Origin of the sequence: Streptosporangium sp. NPDC050855, assembly GCF_044456585.1 — a bacterium.
Lineage (GTDB): Bacteria > Actinomycetota > Actinomycetes > Streptosporangiales > Streptosporangiaceae > Streptosporangium > Streptosporangium longisporum.
Map to the genome: position 1 here is coordinate 185,760 of NZ_JBITFY010000014.1, position 25,339 is coordinate 211,098.

The following is a 25,339-nucleotide window of genomic DNA, read 5'->3' on the forward strand; positions in this document are numbered from 1 at the left end:
GTGAACCGGGCGCGGAATCCTGATCGGTCACAGATTCTGTCATACGTGCGATTCTGGCGACCCGGGCGCGCGGGCCGGGCGCGCGACCCCGTACCGGGAGATGTTTTACCGGCCGTTTGTGCAGCTCGGAGCCTGTGCCCGGACGGACGGAGCGTCACCGGAGCGGCCGTGGTGAAACGCTCCCGGAAAGGCGGACGACCCCGCCGGAGAACGGCGCGAACCGGGACCGCGGCCTTTTCCCGGATGTTCCGCCGTCGTTTCCCGCCGACACCGTCCCCGCAGGGGGCGACATCCACCGGCCGCCCCGGAAGGTGCGTTACCGTCGAATACCCGGCCCGGCCCCGATGGACCGGATCCTTATTCGCGACATCACCCGGAACGGGGATTCCCATGCTCGATTTCCTCATCGGCAGCGGACGCTGTGGTTCCACCCTCCTGTACGAGGTCCTCACCCGCCATCCGCGGGTGGGGTTCGTCACCAACCTGGACGACCGCTTCCCCCGGACCCCGGACGTGGCCAAGCGGATCGGCGGCGGGATCTACCGCAGGACACCGGCCGGTTTCCCGGAGAAGCGGCTGCGTCCCTGCGAGGCCCACCGCGCGCTGAGGCGCGAGGTGTCCCCGCTGGTCGTCGACTCCTTCCAGGACCTGACGGCCGCCGACGCCACCCCCTGGCTGGCCGGGCGGCTGAGGACGTTCTTCGAGACCCGGGCCGCCGTCCAGCGGGCCGGACACTACCTGCACAAGTTCACCGGCTGGCCGCGGGCCGCGTTCCTGCACGAGGTGTTCCCGCAGGCGCGGTTCGTGCACATCGTGCGGGACGGGCGCGCGGTGGCCAACTCGTGGCTGCAGATGCCGTGGTGGCGCGGGCACCTGGGGGCGCCGGGGTGGCACTTCGGCCCGCTGCCCGAGCACTACGCCCGCGAGTGGGAGGAGCAGGGCCGCTCGCAGGTGCACCTGGCGGGCATCGGCTGGAAACTGCTGATGGACGCCACCGAGACGGCGCGGGCCGCGCTCCCGCCGGAGTCGTGGCTGCAGGTGCGCTACGAGGACCTGCTCGACGACCCGCGCAAGCAGACCGACCTGGTCCTGGAGTTCCTCGGGCTCACCTGGACGCCCGCCTTCGAGCGGGACTTCGGGCGCCGCGCCTTCTCCTCCGCCCGGTCCGAGGCGTTCCGGCGGGACCTGACCCCCGCCCAGGTCGCGCTGCTCGACCGCTCCCTGTCCGGTCACCTCCACGACCTGGGCTACCGGCTCTGACCGCGGGGGCGCGCCCGGACGCGGCACGCCGTACGGGGGGCGTGCTCAGACGCGGCGCGCCGTCTGCGCCAGCTCCTCGTAGAGGCTCTCGAACCACTCCGCCGTGCCCGCCATCTCGACGGTCTCCGCGCTGGCCGCCGCCCCGGACCGGAGACGGCGGTGCACGGCCGGTTCCATCGCCCGGAGGATCCCGGCGGCCAGCGCGTCCGGCGACTCCGGCTGCGTCAGGATGCCGTTCCAGCCGGAGGAGACCAGCTCCGGGATCCCGCCCACGTCGGTGGAGACCACCGGCACCCCGGCGGCGAGCGCCTCCATGACCACCACGGGCAGCCCTTCGTAGTGCGAGCTCAGCACCAGCAGGTCGGCCGCGGCGACCAGCCTCCTGGCCTGGCGCACCCGGCCCAGCACGCGCACCCGGTCGCGCAGGCCGCGCCGCTCGATCTCGCGGACGACGTCCTCGCGCAGCGGCCCGTCCCCGGCCAGCAGGAAGACCGCGTCGTCCCGCTCGGCCAGCACGGTGGCGGCGGCCCGGATCAGCAGCGCGTGGTTCTTCTCCGGCCGGAAGTTGGCGACGCAGACCACCAGGAACGCCCCCTCGGGCACGTCGAACCGGCGCCTGACGATCCCCGAGCGCAGCGCCCAGGAGCGCTGCTCGGCGACGTCCACGCCGTGCACCCGGGTCAGCAGGCGGCGGGCCCCGCGCACCGAGGGGGAACGCGCCACCTGCGAGGAGACCGCCACCGTCCGGTCGTCGAGCCTGCGGGTGAGGTAGTCCAGGGCCATGCTGGCCGCCGCCGTCAGCCGCCGGAACCGCACGGTGGTCGGCCTGCGGCAGTAGTGGACGGTGGACACCAGGACCGGCCGCCGCGGGGTGAGCCGGGCGGAGAGCCAGAGCGCGGCGGCCGGGGTCGGCGAGTGCACGTTGAGCACGTCCGGGGCGAGCCTGCGGACGACCCGGACCAGGCGGGCGTAGACCAGCGGGCGCGGGTCCGGGCTGAGGTCGACGACGGCGATCCCGGACGCGCGCAGCCGGTCGATGAGCTCGCCGGTGGAGGCCTGCAGGCACACCACCGTGTAGTCCTTGTTCACCCTGGGGGCGCGCCGTAGCCGTTCGACGAGGAGCACCTCCACCCCGCCCGCGTCGAGGGTCTTGACGACCTCGCACACCCGCAGTTCCCTCGGCGTGCCGCCGGGCGGCCGGGACGGCCCGCTCACCGGACGACCCCGGGGACGGCCGCGGGCCCCGGTGGCGGCGCGGGGTCGGGCACGCGCCCGGACGCGGTGAACCGGAACCGCCGGGGACCGGTCGTGGTCCAGGCGAGCGCGGAGAGCAGGCTGACGATCAACATGATGGGCATCCGCTGGCGGAAGATCAGGCCGATGTTGGCCATGGTGGTCGCGTAGGCGATCGTGCCGGGGATGATGAACAGCACCAGGACGAACAGCAGCGTCCGGTTCCAGACCCACAGGCGGCGGCCGCCGCGCAGCGCGCTGTAGAGGAGGTAGTACCAGATGAACGTGTCCACCTTTCCGAGCTGCAGCGTCATGCTGCCCGACGTCCAGGGGAACGGGGCCAGCAGCGTGTAGAGCAGCTTGGGGGCGAGCTCGCTCCAGGCGTCGCCGCCGTCCTCGAACAGCACGCCCGACCCTCCCCCGGCGTTGGCCCGGCGGACCGACTCCGACTGCCCCACCTCCAGCTGCTCCTGCAGCATGGTCAGGGAGGCCCCGCCGTCCATCCCGGCGAGCAGCACCAGCAGGGGGATCAGCAGCAGGGTCGAGACGATCATGGAGCGCAGGGTGAGCTTCCGCCTCATCGGCGAGAGCCCGACCGTCAGCGGCAGGGCGCACATGAACACCATGTAGGGACGTACGTGCCAGATCATCCAGAGCAGCGGGATCATCAGGATCAGCTTGCGCACGTCGAAGCGCTGCACGTTCGAGACCACCAGCCACAGGCAGGTGACGACGAGGAAGGCGTTGATGCCGTCCTTGAACGTGTCGGAGGTGTGCAGCAGCAGGGCCGGCAGGAAGGCGACCACGACGAACAGCCGGAACGCCGCCTGCTCGCTGGCCCCGATGAGCTGCGCGAACCGGTACATGACAATGCACAGCAGGCAGGCCAGGGTGGCCACCACCGCCGTGCAGCCCAGCGCGGCCGGCCCGTCGCACAGGTAGACGACCAGGGCGAAGAGGTTGCAGGGCACCTCCATGGAGTGGATGGAGGCGATCTGGTCGGCGGTGACGAACCGGAAGCCCGCCTGCCTCCAGTAGGTGGCGATCTCCCCGGCCCTGGCCAGGTAGGTGCGGTTGTCCCCGCCGTACTCGATGAGGCCGGGTCGCATCACCATGACGTGCACGACCAGGCGGGCGACGAAGGCGAGGAGCAGCACCGGAAGCAGCCGGTTGGCCTGCCGCACCCCCAGTCCCGTGTAGGTCACGAAGATCAGGAACGCCGCCAGGAAGGCGACGAGGAAGTACTCCATGAATCGGGTTCACCTCGAAGACGCGTCAGGGGCGTGCACCGCCGAGGACACCCGGCGGGCCGGCGGAGGGGTCATTTGACGCCGCGGACGACGTACATCCCGCGCCGGCGCCCGATCGAGACCTCGCGCAGCCCCAGGTCCTCGGTCCAGCGCCTGATCGTCCGGCGGAACTGCGGCTTCTCGTAGCGCGGGGAGAGCCAGTCGAAGGTGTCCAGCACCGACCACTCCCGCATCGTCTCGGCGTCCTTCAGCCCCAGGTGGCGGTGGTTGGCCACCGGCACCAGCCGGGCGAGCCCCTGCCCCACGCCCGGTACCGAGCTGAGCGCCATGGACAGCGGCAGCAGGCGCGGTACCGCCCGTTCCACCAGCGGGTACAGCCGCTCGGGAGGCATCCGCCGGGTGAAGGGGCGGATCAGCTGCCGCAGGTGCGGGTAGGCGACCGGAGCCGCGTAGACGTCGACGCAGAACCGGCCCCCCGGCCTGAGCTGGTCGAGCAGCGTCGTGAACGTCCGCCGCACGTCCGGCGTGTGCTGGATGACCCCCAGGCAGACCAGGAAGTCGAAGGACTCGCGCGGGAAGGGCGGCTCGTACACGCTCGCCTGGACGAGCCGGAGGTTGGGGAAGCGGCCGTTGGAGGCGGCGTTGGCGTGCACGGCTCCGGACAGGTCGAACGAGGTCACCAGGGCGCCGGTCTCGCAGAGCACCTCGGTGAACCGGCCCGCCCCGCTGCCGCACTCCAGCACGGTCCTGCCCCGCAGCTCGGCGGCGGACCAGCCGCTCGCGGTCATCAGCCGGTCGCGTGAGATCGGCATGCCGACGTGGGAGTCGAGCTGCGTCAGCCGGTGCCGGTTCCACTGGAACCCGAACCCGTCGGCGTAGCCGTCCCGGGGGACGAAGCGCGGGATCCCGCGGTCGACGGGGTACCTCGCCCCGCACCGGACGCACCGCAGCGCGCTCCGGTCGTCGAAGGCGCCGTTGAACCCGCCGCCGGACCCGCCGTCGAGCGTGCCGCCGGGCGTGCCCTCGGCCCCACCGTTGCCACCGGTTCCGCCGGAGCCGCCGGAGCCGCCGTGCAGCGGCCCCCGGCACCGGGGGCAGCAGAGCGGCGGGTGCCGGGTGACGCCGGTGCCCGTACCGCCGGTCTTGTCTTCCGCAAAGGTCATCCGGCCACCCGTTCAGCGAGAAGGAAGGAAAGGGACGCGGCGTCGCGGCCGGATCCCGGGGTCCGCCGCGGGCGTCCGCCGGGCGGGCCGGCGCGCGTGCCGGGCGCCGGCGACGAGCCGGAGTCATGCCTTCCGCCACGTTCGTTCACACGCTCACACGCCGCCGCCCGCGCGCGGCGCGCGGCGGCTCCCCCGCGAGCAATGATCTTCACGATCCTTACCCGGCCTTGGGACACCTGGCCGCGGGACGCCCGGTGGCGGAACGCCCCTTGGCGGAACGCCCGGCGACACGCCCCCGCGGCCCGCTGGCCGGTGACACCCCGCTCCGTTACCGTGATCTTGCAGAACGTCACCGACGGGGGCCGCCCGCGCCGGCGAACGGGCACGGGCCTGCGGGCGCCGGCCGACGAGCGTCACCGAGCAATGGAGGACCCGATGTGCGGGATAGCCGGAGTCGCGTCGACGTCGCGTCCCGATCCGGAGCTGGTGCGCCGCATGTGCGACGTGATCGTGCACCGGGGCCCGGACGGCGCCGGTTTCCACACCGACGAGCACGCCGCGCTCGGCATGCGCAGGCTCGCCATCGTCGACGTGGCGACCGGGCACCAGCCCGTCCACAGCGAGGACGGGCGGGTCGTGTCGGTCTTCAACGGGGAGCTCTACAACTTCCCCGAGCTGCGGCGGGAGCTGACGCGGCAGGGGCACCTGCTGCGCTCCTCCGGCGACTCCGAGTGCCTGGTCCACCTGTACGAGGAGCACGGCCCCGACCTGGCCCGGCTGCTGCGCGGGATGTTCGCCTTCGCCGTCTGGGACCGCGACCGGCAGCGGCTGGTCCTGGCCAGGGACCGGGCCGGCAAGAAGCCGCTGTACTGGTGGGCCGACGGGACCTCGATCCGGTTCGGCTCGGAGCTGAAGTCGCTGGCCCGCGACCCCGGCATGCCCCGCGAGATCGACCCGGTGGCGCTGCACCACTACCTGACCTACCGCTACGTCCCCGCCCCCTGGTCGATCTACCAGGGCGTGCACAAGCTGCCTCCCGGTCACGTGCTGGTCTGGGAGCGGGGTCGGATCACCGTGGACCGCTACTGGCGGCTGGACCGCACCCCGCGGGCGGTGACCGACGTCCGCGAGGAGGAGGAGCGGCTGCGGGAGCTGATCCTGGAGGCGACCCGGGTCCGGATGGTGAGCGAGCGTCCCATCGGCGCGTTCCTGTCCGGCGGGATCGACTCCTCCGCGGTGGTGGCCGCGATGGCCATGCAGAGCCGCGACCCGGTCAAGACGTTCTGCGTCGGTTTCGACGACGGCCGCTACGACGAGCGCGCCGAGGCGCGGTTGGTGGCCGAGCGTTACTCCACCGACCACCACGAGCTCATGGTGACGGCCGACGTCCCGGACGTGCTGCCGCTGCTGGCCTGGCACTTCGACGAGCCGTTCGCCGACTCCTCGGCCGTGCCGAGCTTCTACGTGGCACGGCTGAGCCGGCGGCACGTCACCGTGGTGCTCAACGGGGACGGCGGGGACGAGTGCTTCGGCGGCTACCAGCGCTACGCCCTGATGAACCAGGCCGCCAGGATCCCGGCCATGCCCGGCGCCCTGGCGGCCATGTCGGCCCGCGCGGGCACCCGCATCACCGAGCAGAGCCGCTACCGCTCACCCGCGCGGCTGCTGGGACGGTTGATGCGGTTCGCCGCCGAACCCCCCGCGCGGCGCTACGCCGGGCTGATGTCCTGCTTCACGCCCGAGCAGAAGGACGAGCTGTACGAGCCCGCGCTCCGTGAGCGGCTGGCGGGGGTGGACAGCGGCGCGCTGCTGGAGGAGGCGTTCCTGGCCTCCTCGGCGACGACCACGCTGGGCCGGGTGATGGACGTGGACACCACCGGCTACCTGCCGTACGACCTGCTGGTGAAGGTCGACATCACCACGATGGCCAACTCCATGGAGGCCCGCTCCCCCTTCCTGGACCACCACCTGATGGAGTGGGCGGCCGGGCTGCCCGACCCGCTGAAGGTCCGTGACCGGAGGACCAAGCTGCTGCTGCGGCGGGCGGTCGCGCCCTGGCTGCCCGCACGGCTGCACAACCGCCCCAAGCGGGGGTTCGGCGTGCCGCTCGCCGCATGGCTCCGGGGCGAGCTGCGCGACCTCGCCCACGACGCGCTCACCGACGACACCGCCCGCGGCCGGGGGCTGTTCCGGCCGGAGGTCGTGGCCGATCTGCTGCGGCGGCACGACGAGGGCGCCGACCACGGCGACCGCCTCTGGGCGCTGCTGCAGTTCGAGCTCTGGCACCGCGCGCACGCGGTCCCGGACGGCGCCGTGCCCGCGGAGATCGGATGCCCGGGGTCCTGAACGGGAGCACCGCCCTGAAGCGGGCCGTCCAGACGATGGCCAGCCACCTGGTACGGCTGACGCTGGCGGCGCTGACGGGCATCCTCATCGCGCGTACCCTCCAGCCGGAGGGGCGGGGCGTCTACGCGATGATCGCGACCACCGGCGGGATCGCGATCGTGCTGGGCAACCTGTCGATCGGCAGGTCGCAGATCGCGCTCTGGCCCGACCCGGCGCGGCACCGCGCGCTGACGGGCAACGGCCTGCTCCTGGGGCTGCTGCTCGGCGTGGTGTCGGCGCTGGTGACGCTGGCGGCGGTGACCGCGCTCGTGCCCGTCCCCGCGCCGCACCTGCTCGTCGTCGCCCTGCTGGCGGTGCCGTTCGGCGTGGCGGCGGTCAACCTCAACGGGATCGCGCTGCTGCGCTCGCGCAGCGACCTGGCCAACCGGGGCGTGGTCGCGACGGCGCTCGTGCTGAACCTGCCGATCCTGGTGCTGTCGGCCGCCGGGGGGCTCACCGTGGCGGCGGTGATCGTCTGCTGGACGCTCGCGATCACCGCGCCGTTCTGGCTGCTCCTCGCGGGGCTCGGGCCGCGCGCCATGCGCGTCGAGGCGGCGCTCGCCCGCCGCCAGCTCGCCCTGTCGTGCCGCTACCATCCCGGGCTGGTCGCGTTCCACCTGCTGCTGAGCGCCGACATCTTCCTGCTCGGCGCCCTGACCTCCCCGGCCGAGGTGGGCCTGTACACGGTCGGGACGGCCTTCCTGACCTTCTCGCGGGTGCCGGCCGACGCGGTCACCCAGGTGGTCCTGCCCCGCCAGACGGTCGTGGACGGCGCCGACGCCCGGGACGTCACCGTCCGGGTGCTCCGGCTCAACCTGGCGCTCTCGGCACTGTTCGCCGGCGCGCTGGCGGCCGTCTCGCCCGTGCTCGTCCCCCTGCTGTACGGCGCCGCGTTCACCGGCAGTGTGACGCCGCTGCTGCTGCTGGCCCCCGGCATGGTCGCGCTCTCGCTGCTGCGGCCGGTCGAGCAGTACCTGATCCGCCTGGAGCGCCCGACGACCATGACCGTCATCGCCGCCGGCGCCCTCGCACTGGACCTGGCCCTGAACGCCGTCCTCATCCCCCGCTGGGGAGCCGCCGGAGCGGCACTGGCCGCCAGCGTGAGCTACACGGCGATGGCCGCGACCGAGATCGCCTGGTTCGCCACCAGAACCTCCACCCCCCTGCGCGCCCTCCTCCCCCGCCCCTCCGACCTGAAAGCCGCCCTCAGACCCACCACCCCGATCACCACTCCCCCATGAGGACACGTCGGGGACCGGCCCCATGAATCCCCCGCCAGGGACTCCCCGTGAGGCCGCGCCGGCGACTGGACCGAGGAGGGAGGGGTCGTGAGGAACGAACGATCCCTCCCGACGAGGGAAGGAGCCGGATCAGAGCGGCCTCACCGCGACGCGCAGCGTCGCCATGAACACAGAGCCGGATCAGAGCGGCCTCACCGCGACGCGCAGCGTCGCCATAGACGCAGCTACATCACGTTTAGGTAGGGAGTAGGAAAAACATCGCGCCGCTCCCGTGATGGTGTCGGCGGACGGATCGGGTGGAGAACTAGTTTCTCCGACGTGAGCCAGGCCTGTCAGCAAGGAGCCTCCATGAAGCCAGACGGCCGGATTCGCGTTATGGAGATCATCGCGCGAATGAACGTCGGCGGTCCCGCCACCCAGGTCTCGGGGCTGCACGAGCGTCTGAACCGCGAGGAGTTCGACCACCGTCTCTACACCGGCCACGTCGGCGCCGGGGAGGGTGACCACCTGCTGCTGCACGGCGCGCGCGCCCCGGTGCACCGGGTCCCGGGCCTGGGCCGCTCGGTCAGGCCCGGTGACGACCAGCGCGCCCTGTACTGGCTGGTCCGCGCCATGCGGTCGTTCCGGCCGCACATCGTGCACACCCGTACCGCCAAGGCCGGTGCCCTGGGCCGGGTGGCGGCCCGGCTGTCGGGCGTCGGCGCGGCCCGGGTCCACGTCTTCCACGGCCACCTGCTGCACGGCTACTTCTCCCCCTTCAAACGCGGGCTCTACGTACGGTCGGAACGGCTGCTGGCGCTGCTGTCGGACCGGCTGGTGACGGTCGGGACCCGGGTGCGGGACGAGCTGCTGGAGGCGGGGATCGGCCGGCCAGAGCAGTACGTCGTCATCCCGCCCGGGGTGCGGCTGGGGCCGGTGCCCGCCCGCGAGGCGGCCCGCGCCGCGCTGGGCCTGCCGCAGGACGCGCCCGTGGTGGCGTACGTGGGGCGGCTGACCGGGGTGAAGCGGCCCGACCGGTTCGTCACGGTGGCCCGTACCGTGCTCGGCCGCGTCCCGAACTGTCACTTCGTGGTGTGCGGCGGGGGCGAGCTCGCCCGGACGATGGAGCGGGAGACGGAGTCCATGCGCGGCTCCTTCCACCTGCTGGGCTGGCGCGCGGATCCCGAGACGGTCTACGCCGCGGCCGACGTGGTCCTGCTGACCTCCGACAACGAGGGCACCCCGGTGACGCTCGTCGAGGCGGGGATGGCGGGCGTCCCGGTCGTGTCCACCCGGGTGGGGAGCGTGGCCGAGGTCGTCAGGGACGGCCACACCGGTCTGCTGTCGGGTGCCGGGCCGGACGAGCTGGCGGCGCACGTCGTCCGGTTGCTGAACGATCCCGCGCTGGCCCGGCGGATGGGCGAGGCGGCCCGCGACTGGACCACGTACGCCTTCGCGGTGGACCGCCTGGTCGCCGACACCGAGAACCTGTACCGGTCGCTGTGCCCGGTTCCCGGCCGCGATCCGCTGCCCGAGCGGAGCAGCCGATGAGGGTCCTGGTGACGGGCGGCGCGGGTTTCATCGGCGCGCACATGTGCCGGACCCTGGCGGCCAGGGGCGACGTGGCGCGCGTCACGGTGCTGGACGACCTGAGCAGCGGCGATCTCGCCAACCTGGACGGGGTCGAGGCCGAGGTGGTGACCGGCAGCATCCTGGACCGGGACCTGCTGGGCGACCTGGCGGCCGACGCCACGCACGTGATCCACCTGGCCGCGCGGCCGTCGGTGCCCCGGTCGCTGGCCGATCCGATGGCCTCGCACACCGTCAACGCGACCGGCACCCTGCACGTGCTGGAGGCGTGCCGCGCCGGGCGGCCGCACGTGATCCTCGCGTCGTCCTCCTCGGTGTACGGCGACCGTCCCGAACCCCGCAAGCACGAGGACCTGCCCACCAGGCCGCTCAGCCCGTACGGGGCCGGGAAGCTGGCCGCCGAGGCCTACACGCTGGCGTACGCGGCCAGCTACGGCCTGCCGGTCCTGCCGTTCCGCTTCTTCAACGTCTACGGGCCGCTGCAGAGCGCGGGTCACGCCTACGCGGCGGTGATCCCGGCGTTCGTCTCGGCCGCGCTGCGCGGCGAGGCGGTGCCGCTGCACGGCGACGGCGGGCAGTCGCGGGACTTCACCTACGTGGGGTCGGTGACCGAGATCCTCGCCGACGCCGCGGCCCGGGGGGTGACGAGCGCCAAACCGGTGAACCTGGCCTTCGGCACCCGTGTCTCGCTGCGGCAGCTGATGGACGTCCTCGGCGAGATCCTCGGCCGCACGATCGAGACGGTCCCGCTGCCGCCGCGCCGGGGTGACATCCGCGAGTCCCAGGCCTCCAGCCGCCTGCTGCGCGAGCTGTTCCCCGGTGCGTGCCCGGTCTCGCTCGAGGACGGGCTGCGCAGGACGGTGGCCTGGTTCGAGGGGACGCGGGCACCGGGCGCGGACGCGAGACTCGGCGCGCCCGCGTGAACCACCGCCGCCTCCTGCCGGCAACCCAGTTCTCTCCAAGCACGCGATGAGGAGCAGCACGTGAGCAAGGCATCAAGAACCCGCTATCTGATAACGGGTGGCAGCGGATTCATCGGATCGCATCTGGCCGACGCGCTGCTCGCCCGCGACGACTCCGTCGTCGTCCTGGACAACCTCTCGACGGGGCGGCTGGAGAACCTCCGGCCCCACCCCGACCTGCACTTCGTGCACGGTTCGGTGCTGGACGAGCTCATGGTGGACGAGCTGGTCCACCGGTGCGACGTGGTGGTGCACCTGGCGGCCGCGGTCGGCGTCAAGCTGATCGTCGAGCAGCCGCTGCGGTCCCTGACGACCAACATCCGGGGCTCGGAGATCGTCATCGAGGCCGCGCACCGCTACCGCAAGAAGATCCTGATCACCAGCACCAGCGAGATCTACGGCAAGAACTCCTCGGGCGCGCTGCGCGAGGACTCCGACCGCATCCTGGGCAGTCCCGCCGTGGTCCGCTGGGCCTACAGCACCGCCAAGGCCGTGGACGAGATCCTCGCCAACGCCTACCACAAGGAGCGCGGCCTGCCGACGATCATCGTCCGGCTCTTCAACACCGTGGGCCCGCGGCAGAGCCCGACGTACGGCATGGTCATCCCGAGCCTGGTCCGCCAGGCCCTGTCGGCCGCGCCGCTCACGGTCTTCGGCGACGGGACCCAGACCCGGTGCTTCGCCCATGTCGCCGACGTGGTGGACGCGCTGCTGGGGCTGCTCGACGAGGAGGCGGCGATCGGGGAGACGTTCAACATCGGCTCCTCGGACGAGGTCAGCATCCTGGAACTGGCGAAGATGATCATCGGGTTCACCGGCTCCACCTCCGGGATCGAGCTGGTGCCCTACTCCGAGGCCTACGAGCAGGGATTCGAGGACATGACCCGCAGGGTCCCGGACACGGCGAAGCTCCGTGCCCTCACCGGCTGGGTGCCGCGGCGCGCTCTCGACGAGATCCTCATGGAGATCATCGGCGCGTCCTCCGGGGCTCCGGCGACGTCCCCGCGGTGAGCGGGACGATCGCCCTCACCGCGGGGACGGCATGCCTGCTCAGCGCGGCGGCCGTGGTGCCGCTGCGGCGCCTGGCGCTGCGCTGGGACCTCACCGACCATCCCGGGGGGCACAAGGCGCACTCCCGCCCGACCCCCTACCTCGGTGGCATCGCGATCACGGTGGGCACCGTGGTGCCCGCCGCGGTCGCGCTCGGCCTGGCCGACCTGCAGATCACCGCGATCCTGCTGGCCGCCACCGCGGTGTCCCTGCTGGGGCTGATCGACGACATCTCCCCGCTGCCGGCGGTGACCAGGCTGACCGTGGAGACCGTGGTGGCCGTGGGGGTGGTGCTCTCCGGGGTCCAGGCGACCGTGACCGGGACGTGGCTGGACGCCGTGCTCACGACGGTGTGGATCGTCGTGATGACCAACTCCTTCAACCTGCTGGACAACATGGACGGCGCGCTGGGCTCCGTCACCGCCGTGGCCGCGGCGCTGCTCGCGGTGACGGCGCTGCTGCAGGGCCATGTCGCGCTCGCGGTGCCGCTGGTCGCGCTCACCTGCGCCTGCCTGGGCTTCCTGCCCTACAACTGGGCGCCGGCGAGGGTGTTCATGGGCGACTCGGGGTCGCTGTTCATCGGGTTCACGCTGGCCTGCTCGGCGACCGTGCTGGTCGCGGGACGCCCCCCGGACGCGACGATCGCCGGGCTGTTCCTGCCGACCTTCGTCGCGACCGTGGACACCTGCGTGGTCTTCCTCTCCCGGGTGCTGACCGGCCGGTCCCCGCTGCAGGGCGGCACCGACCACGTGTCGCACCGGCTGCGGCGCGCCGGGCTGGGGACCCGCTCGGTCGCCGTCACGCTGGGCGCGATCACGGCGGTCACCGGCGCCCTCTGCCTGGCCACGGCGCTGGGCCGGATGCCCCCGCTCGTCGCGACGGCCGTGGCCGGTGCGATCGCCGGTGGCCTCGTCGGCATGCTGCGGGACATGAGCGTCCGCGTTTCCGTCCGAACCCCCCAGCCCCTCCAGAGAATCCGTGAAAGGCGACGTTGACATGGAACTGCTCTACTACGTACGGCTCGCGCGCCGGAACTGGCCGCTCATCCTGCTGTCGTTGATCATCGCGGTGGGCGCGGCGGTGACCGTCACGGCCAACACGCCGCCGAAGTACGTCGCGACGATCTCCATGCTGGTCTCCGGTCACGACAAGGAGGGCAGCCTGTCCACCGCGTACCAGGCGGGCATCCTGTCGGCGCAGCGGGTGCAGTCCTACGCCACCCTGCTCTCCACCCGGCGGGTGCTCAGCCGGGTCACCGACGACGCCGACGTGGAGCGGCTGCAGTCGAACATCACGGCCGAGGCGGTGCCCGGCACGGTGCTGCTGCGCGCCACGGTCGCGGACACGGTGCCCAAGCGGGCCGCCGAGCTGGCCAACGACCTGGGGGCGAGCTTCGCCGACCTCATCGACCAGATCGAGCGGCCCACCTCCTCCAGCCGTCCCACGGTGAAGGTCACGGTGGTGGACCACGCCGAGGTGCCGCAGGAGCCGGTCAGCCCCAAGCCCGTGGTCAACCTGCTGATGGCCGTGCTGCTGGCCCTGCTGACGGTGATGGCCGTCATCGTGGTCCGCGACCACCTGGACACCACCATCAAGACGCCGGAGGCGCTGCAGGAGGCGTCGGGCAGCTCGACCCTGGGGATCATCGGCTACGAGCGGGACGCGCGGCACCAGCCGCTGATCCTGCGCACCAACGGCCGCTCGTCCAGGTCGGAGGCGTTCCGCACGCTCCGTACCAACCTGCAGTTCATCGGGGTCGACCGCCAGCCCAGGTCGCTCGTGGTCACCAGCTGCCTGCCGAGCGAGGGCAAGTCCTCGACCTCGGTCAACCTGGCCATCACGCTCGCCCAGGCCGGATGGCGGATCGTCCTGGTGGACGGCGACCTGCGCCGTCCCACGATCCCCCGCTATCTCGGCATCGAGGGGACCACGGGCCTGACGGACGTGCTGATCGACCGGGCGCGCCTGAAGGAGGTCATCCAGGTCTGGGGCGAGCCGGGCATGTCGGTGCTGCCGAGCGGGCAGATCCCGCCGAACCCGAGCGAGCTGCTCGGCTCGGGCGGGATGCGCGAGGTGCTGACCCAGCTGACCGAGACCTACGACATGGTCATCATCGACGCGCCGCCGCTGCTGCCGGTGACCGACGCCGCGACGCTCAGCGCGCTGTGCGACGGCACCCTGCTGGTCAGCCGGCACGGCAAGACCCGCCGCGAGCACATGGTCCGCGCCGCCGCGCTGCTGGCGTCGATCAACGCCCGGGTGGTGGGAACGGTCCTGAACTTCGTCCCGCCCCGGCACGAGACCTACTTCGGGTACGGCTACGGCTACGGGTACGGCTACGAGCCGGAGGTCAAGCGTCCGGTGGGGGTGTGAGCAGCCGGAGCGGGGCGGCCAGGTACCGGGTGATGGTCCGCCCCGCCATCCGGTAGGCCAGCCAGGACCTCCCGTAGGGGTCGTCGATGTCGGACTCGTCGACGCGTACCAGCCCGCGCAGGGCCCGCGCCTCCTCGACCAGGGCGCGGGCCCTGCGCACGGGGTCGTGGTGGCGCAGGATCCGCTCCGGCGGCACGGCCTGGGCCAGCGCGCCGAACTCGGCGATGGTGAAGGTCCGGGTGGCCGCGGCCAGGTGCAGGGCGACCGCCTGCGCGCGGTGCCTGCGGGTGGCGGTCAGCACCAGGTCCGCGTCGGCCACCAGGCGGGGGGTGAGCAGGCGGGAGGTGAACCCGGCCGGGTCGCCGCCGAGCCGGGCCAGGGTGTTCCCGGCGCGCCTGTCCATCTCCATCCCGGGCCGGGCGTGCGTGCCCGCGCTGCTGATCCGCAGCGCCGGGCAGGGGCCCAGTGCCGAACGGGCCAGCCGTTCGGCCAGCGGGGAGCGGCAGATGTTGGCGGTGCACACGAACAGGATGTGGAAGCGGACGCCGTCCCTCGGCGCCTGCGCGTCCCGGGGGTCCCGCCAGCAGCGCGTGCCGCAGTCCTCGTGCCCGGGCGGGGCCTTCTCGCCGCCCGCGGGGACCGCGCTCCGCTCCCCGGTCACGCGCCCCTGCGTGGTCCCGGTGGTCCCCGGCGAAGCCCTCATGACGAGAGGGTAGGTCCGTGCCGGTACGCGGCAGGCCGCGGCGCACCGCTCTTTGCCCTTTCATACCGGCCCGGCGTCGTCACGGGAGGCATCCCCGCGCGTCCTGGGTGACGCGGGTCCGCTGCGGCCGGACCAGCGGCTGCACCGGGACCAGCGGTGGTTCGTTCGAGACGGGTTCGGTGAGCTCGAACTCCAGGACCCTGGACTGGCCGGGGGCGAACTCCACCATGGTGGAGTAGACCGGACGGGACCGCTCGGTCTCCCGGATGATCGGCGCCCGGTCGCCGTCGAGCCGGGCCGCGGTCACCTCCGCCCCGACGCCCGCGTACAGCGACACCCACAGCAGGTTGGACCCGGGACGGTGCCGTCCCATGCCGGCGTTGTCGAGCCGGCCGGTCACGTAGGAGGGCAGGGTCTTCCTGGGGACGTCGTTGGTCAGGCGCACGCGCACGGTCGAGGAACGCCTGCCGTCCCGGCAGGGGCCGAGCCGGTAGTGCAGCGAGCGCTCCAGGTAGTAGTCGAGCTTGCCGCCGGCGGAGTTGTTGACCACCAGGGCGGCGAACGGCCCCGGCCGGGACGGCAGCACGCCGCCGAGGGGGGTGCGCGCCAGCAGCCGTTGCTCGGCCCGGTGACGGCTCCAGACCTGCAGCCGCCGGTCGGCCGCCATCCCGGCCAGCACGGGGAGCAGCCGGGCGGGGTCGGCGAAGGCGGCGGGCAGGGCCTCGCCGACGGCGCGGGCGATCCCCATGAGGAACACCTTGCGCGCCAGGGGGTCGGGATAGCGGGCGTAGGCCACCCGCTCGGTGAGGTCGACGACGTTCCCCGCCGTCACGACCTCCCCGCCGGGCACGGTGACCGGGCCGATCACCCGGAGCAGATGGGCCAGGCCGACCGGGTCGGTGGCGATGGCGCCGTCGAGCCGGGTGCGGGCCTGGCGCTCCCACAGGCCGGTCCAGATGGCCGCGGCGTAGGGGAAGTGCGGGGAGAGGTTGGAGACCGACAGCATCCGGGTGGCGTTCGGCCCGTAGCGGCCGAGGAATCCACGGCCGGGGTGGGTGACGGGGACGGGGCTGGTGTCGAGGTCGTTGTTGGAGGAGAGCCGCTCGATGACGACCTTGCCCCGGTCGAGCCGCAGGATGCCGAAGGCTCCCACCAGCCCCCCGGTGCCGCGCGCCTCGGCGTTGGTCTGGAAGGCCAGGAAGTAGCGCCGCGGATCGTCGCCGCCCAGCATCGGGGGGAGCAGCGCGGCGGCGGTCACCGCGTCGCCCAGCGTGCCGCGCAGTTCGTCGATCTCCCGCAGCGCGGTGCCGCGGGCCTGGTCGAGCTCGTCCACGCCGGTCCGCGCCGGGGTGGACGCCAGGCGCGAGCTCACCCGGGCGAGCCGGGCGACGGCCTCGTCCAGGACCGGTGCCGCCGTCTCGACGGCGGCCAGCAGCCGTCTCGGGTCCCCCGACGAGGGGGTGCCCGCGGTGATGAACGCCGCACCGACGCGCTGGAGGTCGTTCAGCACGTCGGTCAGTTCGGCCACCCCCTCGGACAGTCCCCGTACGGTGCTCGCGGCCTGTCCCACCATCGGGACGTGGGTGAGCAACGACCAGTCGGCACCCGCGGTCAGCCGCCGCGCCTCGGCCGCGTGCCGGGCGGCGTCCGCGAGCGGTGCGGCGACGAGCGACGGCTGTCCCGCGCTCACCGCCGCGCGCAGCCGGAGCAGCGCGCCCCGGGTCGCCTCCAGGTGGTCCCGTACGCCCAGACCGAGGTGCGCCGACCAGCCCCCGGCCGACACGAGGACGGCGACGAGGGCCAGCAGGCAGATGACGGCGGTCCGGCGGTGTCGTCTAGCGGGCACTGGACGATCGACGGCGCCGGATGGAGATCAGGGTGCCGACGACCCCGGCGGCCAGCAGGCCCCCACCGACCGTTGCCACGGTCGACACCGGCGTTCCGGTGAAGGGCAGCTTCTCCCCCGAGCCCCAGGAGGCGTCGCGGAAGCATCCGCCGCCACCGCAGCCGCCGCCGCAGTGGTCGCCCTCGCAGCCGTCACGGGCCTCGAGTGCGAGCAGCGCGACGTTCCTGGCCTTGAGGGCCAGGTTCTCCGCGGCCTTGGCCAGGTCGGCCGCCGCGGAGGCGAGCTCCTCGGCCTCGGACGCGACCCGTGCGGCGTTGGTCGCCACCGCGGCCGCGGCGGCGTTGGTCGGTGCCGCGAGCGCCGCGATGGCCGCGGCGTCGGAGGCGATGTCCGCCGCCCGGTCCGCGATCGCCTCGGCCCTGGCGGCGATGTCCCTGGCCCTGGCGGCGATCCTGCCCGCCTCGGCCGCGATCCAGGCGAGGTCGCCCGGGCGGGCGACCGCACCGCCGGAGACGATCGGCCGGGAGGCCGAGACGAGCTCCACGGTGCCGGGCGCGAGCCTGGCCGCGTTCGCCCCCGCGTTCCGCGCGTCGTTGAGCGCCTCCCTCGCGTCCTCGAGGGCCTCCTCCGCGGCGTCGAGGTTGGCCCCGCCGACGTCACCGGCGATGTCCTCCGCCGCGGCGGCGATGTCCTCGGCGTCGGACGCGACGTCCTCGGCCTCCTCGGCGACCTCCTCGGCGTCGTCCAGGACGTCCTCGGCCTGGAGGGCGATCCGGTTGGCCGAGGCGGCGTAGTCGATGACGGGCGGATACGGCTGTGCGTGGAAACCGGCGACCGAGGCCGGAAGCCCGGTTCCGGCGGTCGCGGTTCCGGCGATTCCAACGCCCAGCCCGCTCCCGGCCATCACCGTAAGAAGGATGGACATTGTGTATTTTTTGACCATTTCGAACTCCTCATGGCAAGTATTCAGGCCAGGAGCACAGCGCTTGGAACACAAGCGACATGCCTCCGGAACCCGTTATATTTGACTATCGAAAAAGGCGGCTTATCCGGCTCACCGCCCTTACCGAATGATCACTCACTGTTCTCCGATCTTTGATGTTCACGGGCGAGGCGGATTCATCCGGGCGGAGCGTCGCGGCCCGGCCGGGCGCGCCCGTCCCCGGCGCCCCGCCGCGTCCCTAGAATTCGGATATGCCAACCGCATTGATCACAGGGGCGACGGCCGGCATCGGTGCCGCCTTCGCCGACCGTCTGGCCGCCGACGGCTTCTCCCTCGTCCTGGTCGCCCGCGACGGGAGACGCCTGGCCGAGGTCGCCGAGCGGCTGCGGCTGCGGCACGGGGCGGACAGCGAGGTGCTCGTCGCCGACCTGGTGACCGAGGAGGGCCTGGAGGCGGTGGAGCGGCGGCTGCGCGAGGGCGTCGACCTGCTGGTCAACAACGCCGGTTTCGGCCATCCGGGCCACTTCCTCGACGTTCCCGCCGAGCAGGAGGTACGGATGCTCAGGCTGCACTGCGAGGCCGTGCTGCGGCTGACACTGGCCGCGCTTCCGGGGATGAGGGAACGCGACCGGGGCGCGGTGATCAATGTCGCGTCGGTGGCGGCGTTCTTCACCAGGGGCTCCTACAGCGCGTCCAAGGCGTGGGTGGTGAACTTCAGCGAGTCCACGGCCGCGGAGATGGCCGGCACCCGGGTGCGGGTCATGGCCCTGTGCCCGGGGTTCGTGCGCACCGAGTTCCACGAACGCGCCTCGATCGACACCTCGGGGATCCCGGGCTTCCTCTGGCTGTCGGCGGAGAACGTGGTCCGCGAGGCCATGCGCGACCTGGCCCGCGGCGTACGGGTGAGCATCCCCGACCTGCGCTACAAGGCGCTCGTCAGGGTCGGCAGGCTGCTCCCGCTGACCCTGATCGGCCAGGTCTCCCGCCGCATCGGCCGCTAGAAGGCGGCCGGGGGACCGGCCGGGAGCGCCCCCGGGCCGCCGGGAGGGCGGAGCGGAGCGCTCCCGGACCGGGAGACGGTGAGCGGGCGCGCTCCGCATCGGGGCCGCGGGCCGGGGCGTCAGCCGGTCACCGGAAGGTGGTGGTCGACCGGCCGGGGAACCGGTGCCCGGCCGGGCCCGCGGTCCTGGTGCCCGCGCGGGCCGTACCAGCGGTCACCGAACCAGCGGTCACCGAACCGGCCCGGACCGAAGATCCGGTCGAGGAACGCTCCCGGGCCGCCTCCGCTCTCCTCGATCTCCGTATCGCTCCGGTTTCCGCGTCGGCCCTGACGGCCGGGCCCGGCCTCGCCGGGCGGCAGGATGATCTCCCGCCTCTGCGGGGGCCGCCGCGTCCCGGTCGGGCTCACCGTGGGTGTGGGGGTGACGGTCGGGGTCACCGTGGGAGTGACCGTCGGCGTCACCGTCGGAGTCACCGTCGGGGTCACCGTGGGCGTCACCGTCGGGGTGACCGTGGGCGTCACCGTCGGTGTCACCGTGGGAGTGACGGTCGGAGTGACCGTGGGCGTCACGGTCGGCGTCACCGTGGGCGTGACCGTGGGCGTCACGGTCGGCGTCACCGTCGGAGTCACCGTGGGCGTCACCGTCGGAGTCACCGTGGGCGTCACCGTCGGAGTCACGGTCGGCGTCACCGTCGGAGTCACCGTGGGCGTCACCGTCGGAGTCACCGTGGGCGTCACCGTCGGAGTCACGGTGGGCGTGACCGTGGGCGTCACCGTGGGAGTGACGGTCGGAGTGACCGTGGGCGTGACCGTGGGCGTCACCGTGGGAGTGACGGTCGGAGTGACCGTGGGCGTCACGGTCGGCGTCACCGTGGGCGTGACCGTGGGCGTCACGGTCGGAGTGGGGGTCACGTCGCAGACGGCCCGGGTGATGGTGTTCGTGTCGAGGCTGACCTGCCCGTTGCGGGCCAGTACCCGGCCGTCGACGACGGCGCCGGTCGTCACCGTGATCGACGTCAGGGCGAGGATGTTGCCGACGAAGGTGGAGTTGGTCCCCAGCGTCGCCGAGCTGCCCACCTGCCAGAAGACGTTGCACGCCTGCGCCCCGTTGATGAGCTGGACCCTGCTGGCCGACCCGGTGATGAGCGTCGAGGCGACCTGGAAGATGAAGATCGCGTTGGGGTCGCCCTGCGCGTCGAGGGTCAGGGTGCCGGTCAGCCCGAGCGAGGAGGTGGAGGTGTAGACGCCGGACACCAGCGTCCGGCCGACCAGGTCCCCCGAGACGAGGGCGGTCGAGGCCTGCCCGGCCGCGTTGTTGTAGGCGATGGTCAGGTCGTTCTGCGCCTGGAGCGCGACGGCGTCGGCGATGTTCTGGGTCCCGAACACGGTGCCCGGGGGGAAGCCGGTCACCGCGGTGCCCGGGCTCAGGCCCAGGTTTCCGGTGATCACGCTGGGGCCGGTGTTGGTGACGGTGGTCCCGGCCAGCACGGCGAAGGCGTCGGCGGTGCCGAGGTTCACCGGCTCCTGCACGACCCTCGCCCCGGATTGCGTGGCGACGGCCACGGCGATGACCGGAAGAAGCAGAATTCCAATGAGAAGCCCGAACACTCCCGGCGACCTTCGAGCAAAACCAATGAGAAATACTGTCATTTGCCGGATCTTCTCCCTCAAGGGGCGGCGAACGCGCCTGGACTCATAGGAGCGGTGAAGACATCCGGCCGTATGAAATCTCCCTCGGGTCGAAAGCGCCTGCCGGCACTCTCGACGGCCCGGGAGGTCCGAGAGCCCTACCCCGCGATTCCGCACGCTACCCGGGAATATCGGAAAGCCTCGGCGTGAACCGCTGAAACGGGAAACAAAGATCACTTAATTCTTCATTGAATATCCGGACGACGTCCCGCCGGAAGGGCCGCGGACACGAAAGGGCCCGCGCCACGGGAGGGGGTCGTGGCGCGGGCCCTGTCGGCCTTGCGGGATGTGGTCCGGGACGGGCCGGGTGCGGCCCGTCAGGGGTCAGACGCGGGTGTTGGCCGGGTGACCGATGGCCAGACCCGAGACCGGGTCGAAGAAGTGCAGGTTGTGGGTGTCGACGACCAGCTCGATGTTCTGGCCGGGACGGACGTGGCTGCGGGAGTTGACGCGGGCGGTCCACAGGGACTTGTCGCCCACCAGGGGCAGCGTGGCGTCCTCCTCGCCGTCGTCGGCGGCGGCGGCGACGGTGTCCTGGTGCTGGACCGGCGGGGCGTCGATCAGGAAGAGCACGTTGATCTCGGAGCCGAGCTCCTCGGTGACCTCGGCGCGGACCTGCAGGCGGGTCCAGCCGCCCGGGGTGCCGTTGGCGGCGACCGAGTCCTCGAAGTCGGAGGGGCGGATGCCCAGGATGATCTTCTTGCCGATGTAGTCCTCCAGGCCGCGCTTCTCGGCGAAGGTCTCGGCCGGGACCGGCAGGTTGAAGCCCGCGAAGGAGACGGCCGCGCCGCCGTCACCGCGTACCAGCTCGGCGTTGACGAAGTTCATCGAGGGGGAGCCCATGAAGCCGGCGACGAACAGGTTGACCGGCTTGTCGAACAGGTTCTGCGGGGTGTCGACCTGCTGCAGCAGACCGTCGCGGAGCACGCAGACCCGGTCCCCGAGGGTCATCGCCTCGACCTGGTCGTGGGTGACGTAGACGGTCGTCACGCCCAGGCGCTCGTGCAGGGTGTTCAGGGAGGCGCGCATGGAGACGCGGAGCTTGGCGTCCAGGTTGGACAGCGGCTCGTCCATCAGGAAGGCCTGGGGCTCACGGACGATGGCGCGGCCCATCGCGACACGCTGGCGCTGACCACCGGAGAGGGCGGCCGGCTTGCGCTTGAGGTACTGGTCGAGGCCGAGCATCTTGGCGGCCTCGCCGACCCGCTTGGCGATCTCCGCCTTGGGCATCTTGCGGAGCTTCAGACCGAAGGCGAGGTTCTCCTCGACGGTCATGTGCGGGTAGAGCGCGTAGTTCTGGAAGACCATGGCGATGTCGCGGTCCTTCGGGGGCAGGTGGTTGACCACCCGGTCGCCGATCGCGATCTCACCGCCGCTGATGTCCTCAAGGCCCGCGATCATGCGCAGGGCGGTGGACTTGCCGCAGCCGGACGGGCCGACCAGCACCATGAACTCGCCGTCCTTGATCTCAAGGTCGAGGCCGTTCACGGCTTTGACGCCGCCCGCGTAGATCTTGTCGACTTTGCTGAGAACGATGGATGCCATGGAAGTCCTTAGCGCCTCGGGCCAACCCCGTGTTCACCCGATATTGGATACGTTTTCATGCATCTCATCGGAAACGGACATCGGTGTCAAGAGGTTGCCCGGTTCTGGCCTGTCAGCAGGGCGGTCGTTATGCCTCCGTACTGGATCGTTCGTGAAAAACATGATGGAATCGTTTCCATGAACATGCGTCGCGCGACGATCAGGGACGTCGCCGAGACGGCCGGGGTCGGGGTCGCCACCGTGTCGCGGGTCCTGTCCGGCGGGTCGGCGAGCCCGGAGACCAGGGAGCGGGTGCTGACGGTCGCCGCCCAGCTCGACTACCGGCCCAGCGCGCTCGGCCGCAACCTGCGCCAGCGCCGCTCGGGCGGGATCGGGCTGCTGCTGCCCGACATCACCGACACCTTCTACGGGAGGGTGGCCGACGGGGTGCTCGCCTGCGCGCGCTCGGCGGGCGAGCCGGTGATCCTGGGCACGACCGGCGACGACCCCGAACGCGAGGCCGAGGCGATCGGCGTGCTCCTGGAGCAGGGGGTGGACCGGCTGGTCGCGATCCCGTCGGGGGACGGCGAGAGCTGGGCGCCGACCCTGCGGGCCGGGCTGACCACCGTGTTCGCGCACCGGACCTCGGCCGGGTGCGGGGACATCCCGGCCGTGCTGGCCGACGACCGCGCCGGGGTCAGGACCGCGGTGGACTACCTGACCGGGCTGGGACACCGGCGCATCGCCTACCTGGGCGGTCCCGGGCAGGCCCAGCGGCTGGCGGTCTTCCGGGAGGTGATGGGCCCGCTCGTCGACGAGGAGCTCATCGTGGTGGCCCGGGGCAGCCGCGACTCCGCCTACGCCGCCGCGGCCGGGCTCTTCCAGCACCGGCCCGACCTGACCGCGGTGCTGGCGGGCGGCAACCTGCTGGGCGAGGCGGCCGTGCTGGCCGCGCGGGAGCTGGACCTGCGCCTGCCCAGGGACATGTCGCTGATCATGTTCGACGACGTGCCCTGGGCGGAGCTGTGCTCGCCGTCGCTGACGGTGATCGCCCAGCCGGCCCAGGACATCGGCTACCGCGCCGCAGAGCTGGTGCTCCGCGGCGGCGGCAGGCGCCCGCGTGGCGTGCTGCTACCGACCGAGCTGATCGTCAGGGGCAGCTGCGCGGCTAGAGGGACTTCTCGATCGCCGCGATGACGGCGGGGTCGCCGGGCTCGACGCCGGGCCTGAAGCGGGCCACCACCTCGCCGTCGGCGGAGACGAGGAACTTCTCGAAGTTCCACTGCACGTCCCCGGCCTCGCCGTCGGCGTCCGGGACCTCGGTGAGCCGGTCGTACAGCGGGTGCCTGCCCTCGCCGTTGACCTCGGTCTTGGCCAGCAGCGGGAAGTCGACGCCGTAGGTGGTGGCGCAGAACTCCTGGATCTCCTCGGCGCTGCCCGGCTCCTGGCCCATGAACTGGTTGCACGGCACGCCGACCACGGTGAGGCCCCGCTCGCCGTAGGTCCGCTGGAGCTCGACGAGCCCGGCGTACTGCGGCGTGAGCCCGCACTTGGAGGCGACGTTCACCACGAGGACGGCCCCGTCCCCGGCCAGCCCGGCCAGGGTGGTGGGGGTGCCGGAAAGAGTCTGTACGGCAATATCACGGATTCCCATGCAGTGCACCCTAATCCCCTTGTCACATTTGAGAGTTATGACGTCCATAAAGTGAAATGTGACTGAAGCCACAGGCGGGACGACACCCGCCTCACCATCGCTTTGATCATTCTCTTACCGATCTCTGACATGGCTCCTGACAGACGCTGTCGGCTGGCCCGCCGCCGGATCGCGAGGCATCGTGGCGCCGTCCCCCGACCTCAAGGCACAAGGGAGTCCCATGTCGACGCTACGCCGTACCGGTGCACTGGTGATCACTTCGGTGCTCGCCCTCGGCACCACCACGGTCGCCCAGGCGTCCTCGGCGAGTACGGGCAACCGGGCGGTCGCCAGGCCGATGGTGTCCGCTCACGGCTGGAACAGCACTCAGTTCGACTGCCTCAGCAGGCTCTGGACCAAGGAGAGCAACTGGAACCACCGCGCCCGCAACCGCTCCTCGGGCGCGTACGGCATCCCGCAGGCGCTTCCCGGTGGGAAGATGGCCAGCGCGGGACGCGACTGGCGCACCAACCCCAGGACGCAGATCAAGTGGGGGCTCGGTTACATCAAGCAGCGCTACGGCTCGCCGTGCCGGGCGTGGTCGCACTCGCTGTCGCGGGGCTGGTACTGATCAGGAGCGAGCACTCCGAAACCCCATGGTGGGCTGATTTTCATGCCGTCTCCGGGCATTGGGGATTCGCCGGTCGTCATCGACCTCTCGCTGAACCACCCGTAAATCCCGAAGATCGGGCAAACACCTTTCCTTCGCGTGTCCCATCCGCCGCTCGGCGCTCTCCGGCGTACTAGAAAGCCGCCTAGAGAGACCGCCGCGGCGTCTCATGCCGGAAACAGGCCGGCGAGACCGCGCGGGCGTTCCCCGTCCGAGCCACGGGCGCCGGATCGTCAGGCGTGCGAGGGCACCGATGCCCTCGCGCGCCCCCGCACGCGGCCCGAGGACAAGGAAACATGTGAACAGCAGCCACCGTGTTCTACGCGGTACCGTCGTCACCGTTCTCGCCGCCTCGGCGATGGTCGGTCCGTCGACGGCGGGACGAGCCGAGAGCGCCACCGAGTCGTCCAGGAAAGGGACGGCGCGGATGGTGCACCGCTTCACCTGGGTGACCCAGGTGAAGCCCACGATGAAGGCGGTCGCCAGGACCGCCAAGAGCAGGAACAAGACGATCGCCTACCGCCTCGTCTCCCGGCGGGCGTGGCCGCACAGGCAGTTCCGCTGCCTGGACAGCCTGTGGACCAGGGAGAGCAACTGGAACCACCGCGCCTACAACCGCTCCTCCGGGGCCTACGGCATCCCGCAGGCGCTGCCCGGCTCGAAGATGGGCGGCAGCGGCGGCGACTGGCGGTACAACCCGATCACCCAGATCCACTGGGGTCTGCGTTACATCAAGAGCCGCTACGGGTCACCGTGCGGCGCGTGGGGTCACTTCCGGTCGAGCAACTGGTACTGACCCGTCCGGAGAGTGTCCAGGGGAAGGGAACACTCTCCCGGCGCCCGGG

General features: G+C 72.1%; 20 protein-coding genes and 1 pseudogene. 12 read left to right on the top strand and 9 right to left on the bottom strand.

Translation table 11 applies throughout. The features are described from left to right. Positions 1-390: 390 nt before the first annotated feature. Positions 391-1,260, top strand: coding sequence for a sulfotransferase family protein (locus ACIBCT_RS26900; RefSeq protein WP_399193090.1), 870 nt, complete (start codon positions 391-393; stop codon positions 1,258-1,260). 45 nt (positions 1,261-1,305) lie between these two features. On the opposite strand, the gene ACIBCT_RS26905 is transcribed toward ACIBCT_RS26900, so the two are convergent. The 3 genes from ACIBCT_RS26905 to ACIBCT_RS26915 form a co-directional block, all read right to left on the bottom strand. Next, positions 1,306-2,475 carry a glycosyltransferase gene (locus ACIBCT_RS26905; RefSeq protein ID WP_399193092.1) on the bottom strand — a complete coding sequence of 390 codons (1,170 nt, stop codon included), beginning with the start codon at positions 2,473-2,475 and terminating at the stop codon, positions 1,306-1,308. Further along, a complete protein-coding gene (locus ACIBCT_RS26910; protein ID WP_399193094.1) occupies positions 2,472-3,743 on the bottom strand; it encodes a hypothetical protein in 1,272 nt (423 codons plus the stop codon). The genes ACIBCT_RS26905 and ACIBCT_RS26910 overlap by 4 nt, the downstream gene beginning before the upstream one ends. A gap of 71 nt (positions 3,744-3,814) precedes the next feature. Continuing rightward, on the bottom strand, positions 3,815-4,906 hold the full coding sequence (locus ACIBCT_RS26915) for a methyltransferase domain-containing protein (protein WP_399193096.1): 1,092 nt from the start codon (positions 4,904-4,906) through the stop codon (positions 3,815-3,817). Between the two features lie 435 nt (positions 4,907-5,341). On the opposite strand from ACIBCT_RS26915, the gene asnB reads away from it, so the two are divergent. The 7 genes from asnB (at position 5,342) to ACIBCT_RS26950 (ending at position 14,486) form a co-directional block, all read left to right on the top strand. Further along, complete coding sequence (asnB, locus tag ACIBCT_RS26920) at positions 5,342-7,252, top strand: asparagine synthase (glutamine-hydrolyzing) (protein WP_399193098.1); 1,911 nt, start codon at positions 5,342-5,344, stop codon at positions 7,250-7,252. Then, the gene (locus tag ACIBCT_RS26925) at positions 7,237-8,532 is read left to right on the top strand and encodes a lipopolysaccharide biosynthesis protein (protein ID WP_399193100.1); all 1,296 of its coding nucleotides are present in this window, start codon (positions 7,237-7,239) and stop codon (positions 8,530-8,532) included. The genes asnB and ACIBCT_RS26925 overlap by 16 nt, the downstream gene beginning before the upstream one ends. A gap of 393 nt (positions 8,533-8,925) precedes the next feature. After that, positions 8,926-10,062: a glycosyltransferase gene (locus tag ACIBCT_RS26930; protein ID WP_399193102.1), complete on the top strand. Its 1,137-nt coding sequence runs from the start codon at positions 8,926-8,928 to the stop codon at positions 10,060-10,062. After that, a complete protein-coding gene (locus ACIBCT_RS26935) occupies positions 10,059-11,024 on the top strand; it encodes an NAD-dependent epimerase/dehydratase family protein (RefSeq protein ID WP_399193104.1) in 966 nt (321 codons plus the stop codon). Before ACIBCT_RS26930 ends, ACIBCT_RS26935 begins: the two co-directional genes overlap by 4 nt. Positions 11,025-11,084: 60 nt before the next feature. After that, complete coding sequence (locus tag ACIBCT_RS26940) at positions 11,085-12,074, top strand: NAD-dependent epimerase/dehydratase family protein (protein ID WP_399193106.1); 990 nt, start codon at positions 11,085-11,087, stop codon at positions 12,072-12,074. Continuing rightward, entirely contained in the window at positions 12,071-13,108 is a 1,038-nt protein-coding gene (locus ACIBCT_RS26945; protein WP_399193108.1) for a glycosyltransferase family 4 protein, read from the top strand. Before ACIBCT_RS26940 ends, ACIBCT_RS26945 begins: the two co-directional genes overlap by 4 nt. Further along, on the top strand, positions 13,092-14,486 hold the full coding sequence (locus tag ACIBCT_RS26950; RefSeq protein WP_399193110.1) for a polysaccharide biosynthesis tyrosine autokinase: 1,395 nt from the start codon (positions 13,092-13,094) through the stop codon (positions 14,484-14,486). The genes ACIBCT_RS26945 and ACIBCT_RS26950 overlap by 17 nt, the downstream gene beginning before the upstream one ends. On the opposite strand, the gene ACIBCT_RS26955 is transcribed toward ACIBCT_RS26950, so the two are convergent. From ACIBCT_RS26955 to ACIBCT_RS26965, 3 genes are all read right to left on the bottom strand, one after another. Beyond that, entirely contained in the window at positions 14,464-15,189 is a 726-nt protein-coding gene (locus ACIBCT_RS26955; RefSeq protein WP_399193112.1) for a hypothetical protein, read from the bottom strand. The two genes, ACIBCT_RS26950 and ACIBCT_RS26955, sit on opposite strands and share 23 nt — an antisense overlap. A gap of 79 nt (positions 15,190-15,268) precedes the next feature. Continuing rightward, on the bottom strand, positions 15,269-17,035 hold the full coding sequence (locus ACIBCT_RS26960; protein WP_399193114.1) for a DUF4012 domain-containing protein: 1,767 nt from the start codon (positions 17,033-17,035) through the stop codon (positions 15,269-15,271). After that, complete coding sequence (locus ACIBCT_RS26965; RefSeq protein ID WP_399193116.1) at positions 17,025-17,960, bottom strand: hypothetical protein; 936 nt, start codon at positions 17,958-17,960, stop codon at positions 17,025-17,027. Before ACIBCT_RS26965 ends, ACIBCT_RS26960 begins: the two co-directional genes overlap by 11 nt. Positions 17,961-18,229: 269 nt before the next feature. On the opposite strand from ACIBCT_RS26965, the gene ACIBCT_RS26970 reads away from it, so the two are divergent. After that, a complete protein-coding gene (locus tag ACIBCT_RS26970; protein WP_399193118.1) occupies positions 18,230-18,979 on the top strand; it encodes an SDR family NAD(P)-dependent oxidoreductase in 750 nt (249 codons plus the stop codon). Between the two features lie 119 nt (positions 18,980-19,098). On the opposite strand, the gene ACIBCT_RS26975 is transcribed toward ACIBCT_RS26970, so the two are convergent. Then, entirely contained in the window at positions 19,099-20,586 is a 1,488-nt protein-coding gene (locus ACIBCT_RS26975; RefSeq protein ID WP_399193120.1) for an ice-binding family protein, read from the bottom strand. A 405-nt stretch (positions 20,587-20,991) separates the two neighbouring features. Continuing rightward, the gene (locus ACIBCT_RS26980) at positions 20,992-22,212 is read right to left on the bottom strand and encodes an ABC transporter ATP-binding protein (RefSeq protein WP_399193123.1); all 1,221 of its coding nucleotides are present in this window, start codon (positions 22,210-22,212) and stop codon (positions 20,992-20,994) included. Positions 22,213-22,389: 177 nt separating this feature from the next. On the opposite strand from ACIBCT_RS26980, the gene ACIBCT_RS26985 reads away from it, so the two are divergent. Further along, on the top strand, positions 22,390-23,388 hold the full coding sequence (locus tag ACIBCT_RS26985; RefSeq protein WP_399193125.1) for a LacI family DNA-binding transcriptional regulator: 999 nt from the start codon (positions 22,390-22,392) through the stop codon (positions 23,386-23,388). On the opposite strand, the gene ACIBCT_RS26990 is transcribed toward ACIBCT_RS26985, so the two are convergent. Then, on the bottom strand, positions 23,360-23,845 hold the full coding sequence (locus tag ACIBCT_RS26990; RefSeq protein WP_399193127.1) for a glutathione peroxidase: 486 nt from the start codon (positions 23,843-23,845) through the stop codon (positions 23,360-23,362). The two genes, ACIBCT_RS26985 and ACIBCT_RS26990, sit on opposite strands and share 29 nt — an antisense overlap. A 319-nt stretch (positions 23,846-24,164) precedes the next feature. On the opposite strand from ACIBCT_RS26990, the pseudogene ACIBCT_RS26995 reads away from it, so the two are divergent. Continuing rightward, positions 24,165-24,455, top strand: a pseudogene (locus ACIBCT_RS26995) (transglycosylase SLT domain-containing protein); the annotation flags it as partial. A 337-nt stretch (positions 24,456-24,792) separates the two neighbouring features. Next, entirely contained in the window at positions 24,793-25,290 is a 498-nt protein-coding gene (locus tag ACIBCT_RS27000) for a transglycosylase SLT domain-containing protein (protein WP_399193129.1), read from the top strand. The last annotated feature ends 49 nt before the right edge of the window (positions 25,291-25,339 follow it).

Coding starts and splice junctions, on each gene's coding strand:
- ACIBCT_RS26900 (WP_399193090.1), top strand. CDS start 391: ATGCTCGATTTCCTCATCGGCAGCGGACGCTGTGGTTCCACCCTCCTG.
- ACIBCT_RS26910 (WP_399193094.1), bottom strand. CDS start 3,743: ATGGAGTACTTCCTCGTCGCCTTCCTGGCGGCGTTCCTGATCTTCGTG.
- ACIBCT_RS26915 (WP_399193096.1), bottom strand. CDS start 4,906: ATGACCTTTGCGGAAGACAAGACCGGCGGTACGGGCACCGGCGTCACC.
- asnB (WP_399193098.1), top strand. CDS start 5,342: ATGTGCGGGATAGCCGGAGTCGCGTCGACGTCGCGTCCCGATCCGGAG.
- ACIBCT_RS26925 (WP_399193100.1), top strand. CDS start 7,237: ATGCCCGGGGTCCTGAACGGGAGCACCGCCCTGAAGCGGGCCGTCCAG.
- ACIBCT_RS26930 (WP_399193102.1), top strand. CDS start 8,926: ATGAACGTCGGCGGTCCCGCCACCCAGGTCTCGGGGCTGCACGAGCGT.
- ACIBCT_RS26935 (WP_399193104.1), top strand. CDS start 10,059: ATGAGGGTCCTGGTGACGGGCGGCGCGGGTTTCATCGGCGCGCACATG.
- ACIBCT_RS26955 (WP_399193112.1), bottom strand. CDS start 15,189: ATGAGGGCTTCGCCGGGGACCACCGGGACCACGCAGGGGCGCGTGACC.
- ACIBCT_RS26965 (WP_399193116.1), bottom strand. CDS start 17,960: ATGTCCATCCTTCTTACGGTGATGGCCGGGAGCGGGCTGGGCGTTGGA.
- ACIBCT_RS26970 (WP_399193118.1), top strand. CDS start 18,230: ATGCCAACCGCATTGATCACAGGGGCGACGGCCGGCATCGGTGCCGCC.
- ACIBCT_RS26980 (WP_399193123.1), bottom strand. CDS start 22,212: ATGGCATCCATCGTTCTCAGCAAAGTCGACAAGATCTACGCGGGCGGC.
- ACIBCT_RS26985 (WP_399193125.1), top strand. CDS start 22,390: ATGAACATGCGTCGCGCGACGATCAGGGACGTCGCCGAGACGGCCGGG.
- ACIBCT_RS26990 (WP_399193127.1), bottom strand. CDS start 23,845: ATGGGAATCCGTGATATTGCCGTACAGACTCTTTCCGGCACCCCCACC.